Origin of the sequence: Polaromonas sp., assembly GCF_031411155.1 — a bacterium.
In the GTDB taxonomy this organism is placed as follows: domain Bacteria; phylum Pseudomonadota; class Gammaproteobacteria; order Burkholderiales; family Burkholderiaceae_C; genus Polaromonas.
Map to the genome: position 1 here is coordinate 22,752 of NZ_JANOAL010000077.1, position 7,097 is coordinate 29,848.

The 7,097-nt window shown below is 65.5% G+C and carries 4 protein-coding genes and 1 riboswitch; of the genes, 1 reads left to right on the forward strand and 3 read right to left on the reverse strand.

Features of this window, described 5'->3' with window-relative positions:
• Positions 1-12: 12 nt before the first annotated feature.
• From glyA to RMO23_RS04565, 3 genes are all read right to left on the reverse strand, one after another.
• Entirely contained in the window at positions 13-1,257 is a 1,245-nt protein-coding gene (glyA, locus tag RMO23_RS04555) for a serine hydroxymethyltransferase (protein ID WP_309678913.1), read from the reverse strand.
• Positions 1,258-1,315: 58 nt separating this feature from the next.
• Positions 1,316-1,446, reverse strand: a riboswitch (ZMP/ZTP riboswitch).
• Positions 1,447-1,522: 76 nt separating this feature from the next.
• Positions 1,523-2,425 (reverse strand): lytic transglycosylase domain-containing protein, encoded by a 903-nt coding sequence (locus RMO23_RS04560; RefSeq protein ID WP_309678914.1) that lies wholly within the window; start codon positions 2,423-2,425, stop codon positions 1,523-1,525.
• A 207-nt stretch (positions 2,426-2,632) separates the two neighbouring features.
• Positions 2,633-3,157, reverse strand: coding sequence for a hypothetical protein (locus RMO23_RS04565; RefSeq protein ID WP_309678915.1), 525 nt, complete (start codon positions 3,155-3,157; stop codon positions 2,633-2,635).
• Between the two features lie 56 nt (positions 3,158-3,213).
• Here RMO23_RS04565 and RMO23_RS04570 point away from each other — a divergent pair.
• Positions 3,214-7,097: DUF748 domain-containing protein (locus tag RMO23_RS04570; protein WP_309678916.1), on the forward strand; the 3,884-nt coding region annotated here is incomplete at its 3' end.

The window sequence follows — 7,097 nt, forward strand, 5'->3', positions numbered from 1 at the left end:
GCCTGCTTCTGATTAACGGTAAACCGGAAAGCGGCTGGTCAGTGCATTGACCTTGGCGCGCACGGCTTCGATGGTGGCGGCGTCGCGCGGGTTGTCCAGCACGTCGGCAATCAGGTTGGCGGTGAGGCGGGCTTCCTCGTCCTTGAAGCCGCGCGTCGTCATGGCCGGGGTGCCGATGCGCACGCCGCTGGTCACCATCGGCTTTTCCGGGTCGTTCGGAATGGCATTTTTGTTGATGGTCATGTGGGCGCTGCCCAGCACGGCCTCGGCTTCCTTGCCGGTGATCTGCTTGGAGCGCAAATCAACCAGCATCAAATGGCTTTCGGTGCGGCCGCTGACGATGCGCAGGCCGCGCTGGGTCAGGGTTTCGGCCATGATCTGGGCGTTTTTCAGCACCTGCTGCTGGTAGCTTTTGAATTCTGGCGACAGCGCTTCCTTGAAGGCCACGGCCTTGGCCGCAATCACATGCATCAGCGGGCCGCCCTGCAGGCCCGGGAAGATGGCGCTGTTGATGGCTTTTTCGTGCTGGGCCTTCATCAAAATAATGCCGCCGCGCGGGCCGCGCAGGCTTTTGTGCGTGGTCGAGGTCACGATGTCGGCGTGCGGCACCGGGTTCGGGTACACGCCGGCGGCCACCAGGCCCGCGTAGTGGGCAATGTCGACCATGAAGATCGCGCCGACATCCTTGGCGACCCTGGCAAAGCGCTCAAAGTCAATGCGCAGGCTGTAGGCCGACGCGCCCGCGATGATCAGCTTGGGCCTGGACTCGTGGGCCTTGCGCTCCATGGCGTCATAGTCGATTTCTTCCTTGTCATTGAGGCCGTAGGACACCACGTTGAACCACTTGCCGCTCATGTTCAGCGCCATGCCGTGGGTCAGGTGGCCGCCTTCGGCCAGGCTCATGCCCATGATGGTGTCGCCGGGCTTCAAAAAGGCCAGAAACACCGCCTCGTTGGCCGACGCGCCGCAATGCGGCTGCACGTTGGCGGCTTCGGCGCCAAAAATCTGCTTGATGCGGTCAATGGCGAGCTGCTCGGCCACGTCCACATGCTCGCAGCCGCCGTAGTAGCGGCGGCCGGGGTAGCCTTCGGCGTATTTGTTGGTCAGCTGCGAGCCCTGCGCGGCCATGACGGCGGGCGAGGCGTAGTTTTCGCTGGCGATCAGCTCGATGTGATGCTCTTGCCGGGCATTCTCGGCCTGGATGGCGGCAAAAAGTTCGGGGTCGGTCTGTTCAACAAGAATGGTGCGGTCGTACATGGCAGTCCTTCAAGACTTGAATCCTTGTCCTTGTGCATCAATGAAGTGGCAAGGAAGCAAGGGCTGCCCAGGCGAACGGCTGAACGCTTGGGCCACACGGCTTTAGCGGTGCGCTTCCCAGTGGTGTCCCACGTCAGCCTCCAAAAGCCGCCAGGGCCTGGACGCCTATCGCCAGTTGCGCACCTCGCTAGTGTAACTTAGCCGGTTTGGGGCGCAAAAAAGCCGGGGCTGGCCCGGCTGATGTGAAGAGCGGCGTGAAATCCGCTCAGGATTTGTCCAGCAGCGCGACTTTTTCAGGCGCTTGACTGGCGGGCTCCTGGGCCGTGGACTTGGCTGGCAGCGACGCCGGAATCGAGCGCGCTGGCGCGGGCGACGCGTAAAACGGCGAGGTCGACGGTGCGCGCTTGCCGCCCACCACCGCCAGCAGGCGGCCATGTTCGGCCATGACCTTGCTGGCGTAGCCGCCGTCATCGTTCAGATTGGCCGCGCCGACGTAGTATTTCAGGCCGCCTTCAACCGAGCCGGCGCGGGCGATGCACTCCTGCAGCACCTTCACGCCGACGCGCAGGTTGGTCACCGGGTCAAACGCCGCCAGCTTGCCGCCAAAATTTTCGTACTTGTCATGGTGGATCTTGGTCATGACCTGCATCAGGCCCTGGGCGCCGACCGGGCTTTGGGCAAACGGGTTAAAGCCCGATTCAATCGCCATGACGGCCAGGATCAGGGTCGGGTCGAGCCGGACTTTCTGGCCGATCTCAAAGGCGGCGGACACCAGCACGCTCAGCGGCTCGGGCGCCACCGCGTATTTTTTGCTCAGCCAGTAGGCCACGGCGGCCTGTTGCTGGGGCAGGTCCTTGGGGTTGGAGGCCGTGGCGCGCTGAATCGCGTCCGGCTCGACGAACTCGGGCTCGACAAAACCGATGACGGCTTGCTGGCGCTCCTGCAGCCAGGTGATGAGTTTTGTTTCGCCGGCCTGACGCAGGTCGGGCCGGGCCGTCAGCGTGATGACGCCGAACACCACGACCAGGCCGAGCAGGGCAAAGCTGTTGTGCGTGATCTCGAAAAAACCCTGGGCAATGTCGTCGGCCGTGTTGGCAAGACTGCTGCGCACATTTGTCAGATGAGCCCTGAGCTGCGGCTTCAAGCCGGTGTTTCCTGGCGCTGTCATAGCACTCCTTTTCTACGCATGCCGGGCCGCAGGGGCCTGGCAGGCTTTGATTGGGTCGCCACTAGCCGGGGCGTGCCCTGGCGGTATGGACCCTGATTTTGCGTTGCCGGCTTCGGCAGCGGGTTCGGGTTGTCCCTAGGATTTTCGGGGGACTGGCGGATTCTAGTGGGCTCGTTAATAACCTGTCAATAATAACAAATTCATTCTTTATATCGTAAGGTCATTGCTGAGCGCGTTTGACAGGCCAAAACCGCCCAGAATGCGCGGATTCCCGCTGGTTTGGGGGCGACGGTCTATTTGAGGTTCGCTGGGCGCTTGCCTGGGAGGCTGCCGCCGCCGCTTTGGGCTGGCCTGCTTTGTGTTCGTTTCTTTGCGCGTTGTATCAAAGAGTTCTGCAATCGCGGTGCTGACGCTGATTGAAAAATTGCGCTTGCCTGCCGCGCGGCTACGGGTTAACCTGCAGTTGCCTGACTCGTTCAGGCAACCGCCGGGTAACCAACCCTGGTAAAACTGGAAGCAATCACTTGCTTCCAATGCACCGTGAGACGATTCATCTCTCCTCTGCAATCCCCCGACGGCATGGGCCTTAAGCCCGCCGTCAACCCCGGTCAGTGAAGCTGCCCGGGGTTTTTCATTTGGGGCGGGCAAAATCGGCCAAATCGGCCAAATCGGCCAAATCGGCCAAAACCGCCCGAAACTGCGCAAATCCCGTCTATCTTTCAGAAAAGTCATTGACCTTTTCAATCAGCCATTGACCTTTGCGCCCCGGCGTTAAAAACTCGGCGCCTATGAAAATAATTGATCTGAAGAGCAAGCTGGCGGTTGTGGCGGGCGGGGTGGCGGCAGGGGCACTAGCGCTGGCCACCGCACCGGCATGGCGGCGTCGCGCGGCCTGGAGCCTGGGCGGCTTGCTGCTGCTGTGGGCGCTGGCCTGGGCCGCGGTGCCGCCGATTGTGAAGTCGCAACTGGAGAAAATCGCCTCTGAAAAACTGGGCCGCCAGGTCACGCTGGGTGCGGTGGACTTCAAGCCCTGGTCGCTGGAGCTGACCCTCAATGACCTGGCGATTGCCAAACGCGGCCCGGCCGCGGCTTCCGCTGCCCCCGCAGCGGCCCAGTTCACGCTCAAGCGCCTCTATATAGATGCGGAGCTGTCGTCGCTGCTGCGGCTGGCGCCCGTGGTGGACGCGATTTCGATGGAGGCGCCGGTGCTGTCGCTGACCCACCTGGGCCAGGGCCGTTATGACATTGACGACCTGCTCGCGCGCCTGCGGTCGCCTGACGATGGCCCGGCCAGCGAGCCGCCGCGCTTTGCGCTGTACAACCTGGTGCTCAGCGGCGGCCAGATCGACTTTGTGGACCAGCCGGTGGGCCAGACCCATGCGTTGCGCGCGCTCCATCTGTCGGTGCCTTTTTTAAGCAACCTGGCGTCCCAGCGCGAGGTCAAAATCGCGCCGCATCTGGCCTTCACGCTCAATGGCAGCCGTTTTGACAGCGCCGCCGAGGGCACGCCGTTTGCCCGGACGCGCAAGACCGATGCGACGCTCAAGTTCAGCCGCCTGGACCTGAGCCCCTACCTGGCCTACTGGCCGTCCGGCCTGCCGGTCCGGCTGCAGGCCGCCATGCTCCAGGCCGATCTCAAGCTGGCGTTTGAGCAGACCCCGGCCAGCGTGGTCAGGCTGTCGGGCAGCGTGTCGGCCGACCAGGTGCGCGCGCTCGATACGCACAGCCCGGCCCGCGAGCTGCTGGCGTTCGAGCGCCTGCAGGTCCAGCTGGACGACGTGCGGCCTTTGGCGCAGTTCGTCAAGCTGTCCCAGGTGACGCTGACCGCGCCCACGCTCAACCTCACGCGCGACCCGGCAGGGCGGCTGAACCTGCTGCCGCCGGCCGTGCAAGGTGGGCAGGGCGCGCACGGTGCTCCTGAAAAGATAGCTGAAGATGCAGATTCTGTAGGGGCTGGAGGCCAAAAAGACCCCAAAACACCGGCCACCTCGGCCACTGCGGCCACCGCGGCCACCGCGGCTCCAGCCAGCGCCAGCCCGCCGTGGAAGATCCAGATTGCCAGCGCCACCGTGCAGGGCGGCCGGCTCAACTGGCGCGACGAAACCCTGGCGTCGCCGGCCCAGATCGGCCTGAAGGATCTGGCGCTGCAGGCCTCAAGCATTGCCATGCCTTTTGTCGCCAGCGCGCCGCTGCAGTTCAAGGGCTCGCTGGGCCTGGACCCCGGCAGCACCGCCGCCGCAGGCGCGCCCACGCTGCTCAGCTTTAGCGGCTCGGCCACCGACCAGGCGGCCCAGCTCAATGCCAGCGCCAGCGCCTGGCCGCTCAAGCTGGCGGCCCAATACGTCGGCCAGTTTTTGCTGCCGGCGCTGGGTGGCCAGCTCGATGCCGAGTTCGCCGTCAACTGGCAGGCCGCCCGCCCCGACCAGCCGCAAAGCCTGCAGATTACCGCACCGCTACTGGCGCTGCGCGAGGTGCAGCTGGCGCAGGGCAAGCATTCGCTGGTGTCCATCAAGCAGGTCGATCTCTCTGGCATGGCCATCGAGCTGCCCGGCCAGACCTTCAAGGCCGGCAAACTGCTGCTGACCCAGCCCAAAGCCCTGGTCGAGCGCGGCGCCGACAAGCGCTGGATGTACGAGCGCTGGATGGTCGCCCAGGGCCAGACATCGAAACCCGCCGCGCCGCCACCCACCACCGCCGCCAGCCGCGCCAGCGCGCCGAGCTGGGCCGTGGCGATTGACGAGGTGCAGTTTGAGGGCGGCGCGCTGTCGTTTTCCGACAAGGCCGTGGGCCCTGGCAGCAAGCCGGTGGTGTTTGAAATCACGGCGGCCAGGGCCCAGCTCGGCGGGCTGCTGCTCGACGACCGGCCCGCGGCCAAGGCGCAGGCCGCCAAAGCCATGCCGCTCAGCGCATCGCTCAAGCTGGCCAGCGGCCGCTCTGAGCCCGGCCAGCTCGACTTCAAGGGCAGCCTGGGCCTGGCGCCGCAGTTGCAGGCGCAGGGCCGGCTGGTGTTTGAGCGCCTGCCGGTGCAGGCCTTCGAGCCCTACTTTGCCGACACGCTCAATATAGAGCTGCTGCGCGCCGACGCCAGCTTCAGGGGCCAGGTGGCCTGGCGCCAGAGCGCCGCCGGGCCGCAGGCCCGGGTGGCGGGCGATGGGGCGCTGGAAGCGTTCAAGGCGAATACAACAGGTCGGGCGCTGGCCCCGAGCGAGGAGCTGCTGGCCTGGAAGGCGCTGAACCTGCGCGGACTCTCGGTCGCGCTGGAGCCGGCCAAGGCGACCCAGGTCGGGGTGAAAGAAACCGTGCTGACCGACTTTTTTGCCCGTGTCATCGTCATGCCCGACGGCCGCATCAACCTGCAGGACTTGCTCAAACCCGCCGCCGGGCCGGCTGGCGCCAGCGCTACCGCCTTGCCCGGCGCGCCGGATGCTACAAAAACAATAGCTGTGAGCGCACAAAACACGGGGGCTGGCGGCCAAAATGACCTCAAAAAAGCGGTCCAGGCTGTGCCGCCGGCCCAAGCCGCGCCTTCAGCCAGCCCGGCACCCGTCATCAGCTTCGGCCCGATGACGCTGGTCAACGGCAAGGTGCTGTTCTCCGACCGTTTCATCAAACCCAACTACAGCGCCAACCTGAGCGAGCTGACCGGCAAGCTAGGCGCGTTTTCCTCGCTGGCGCCGGCTTCGGGTCCGCCCGCCATGGCCGACCTGGAACTGCGCGGCAAGGCCGAAGGCACCGCCTCGCTGGAGATTCTGGGCAAGCTCAACCCGCTGGCCAAGCCGCTGGCGCTCGACATCACCGGCAAGGTGCGCGACCTGGAGCTGCCGCCGCTGTCGCCCTATGCCATCAAGTACGCCGGTTACGGCATCAACCGCGGCAAGCTCAGTGTCGATGTGAACTATGTGGTGCTGCCCGACGGACGGCTGACCGCCAGCAACAAGCTGGTGCTGAACCAGCTCAGTTTTGGCGACAAGGTCGAGGGCGCCAGCGCCAGCCTGCCGGTCAAGCTGGCGGTGGCGCTGCTGGCCGACCGCAACGGCGTGATCGACCTGGACCTGCCCATCAGCGGCTCGCTCAACGACCCGCAGTTCAGCCTCGGCCCCGTCATCGTCAAGGTCATCCTCAACGTCATCGTCAAGGCCATCACCGCGCCGTTCAGCCTGCTGGCCGGTGCGCTGGGCGGCGGCGGTGAAGAACTCAGCAGCGTCAGCTTTGCCCCCGGCAGCGCCCGGCTGGCGCCGGCCGCCACGGCCGGGCTCGACAAGGTGGCCAAGGCGCTGCTGGACCGGCCCGCGCTCAGGCTCACGGTGGTCGGCACGAGCAACCTTGACGCCGAGCGCGAGGGCTTCAAGCGCGAGCGGCTCGACGCGCTGGTTGAACGGGTCAGCGCCGAAAAGCGCCGCGGCACGGTCAAGGAAGGCGGCGCCAGCGCAAGCGCCGCCGTCAGCATCAGCCCGGCCGACTACCCCGGCCTGCTCAAGGAAGTCTACAAACGCGCCGACCTGCCGAAACCGCGCAACCTGATCGGCCTGGCCAAAGAGCTGCCGGTGGCCGAGATGGAAGCGCTGCTGCTGGCCGACATCAAGGTCAGCGAAGACGCCATGCGCGAGCTGGCGCTGCAGCGCGGCGTGGCCGTCAAGGACTACCTGGCCGGCAAGAGCCTGCCCGCCGAGCG

What these genes read in the sequence shown, in the direction of transcription:
- glyA (WP_309678913.1), bottom strand. Translation starts at nt 1,257, where the DNA reads ATGTACGACCGCACCATTCTTGTTGAACAGACCGACCCCGAACTTTTT.
- RMO23_RS04560 (WP_309678914.1), bottom strand. Translation starts at nt 2,425, where the DNA reads ATGACAGCGCCAGGAAACACCGGCTTGAAGCCGCAGCTCAGGGCTCAT.
- RMO23_RS04565 (WP_309678915.1), bottom strand. Translation starts at nt 3,157, where the DNA reads ATGACTTTTCTGAAAGATAGACGGGATTTGCGCAGTTTCGGGCGGTTT.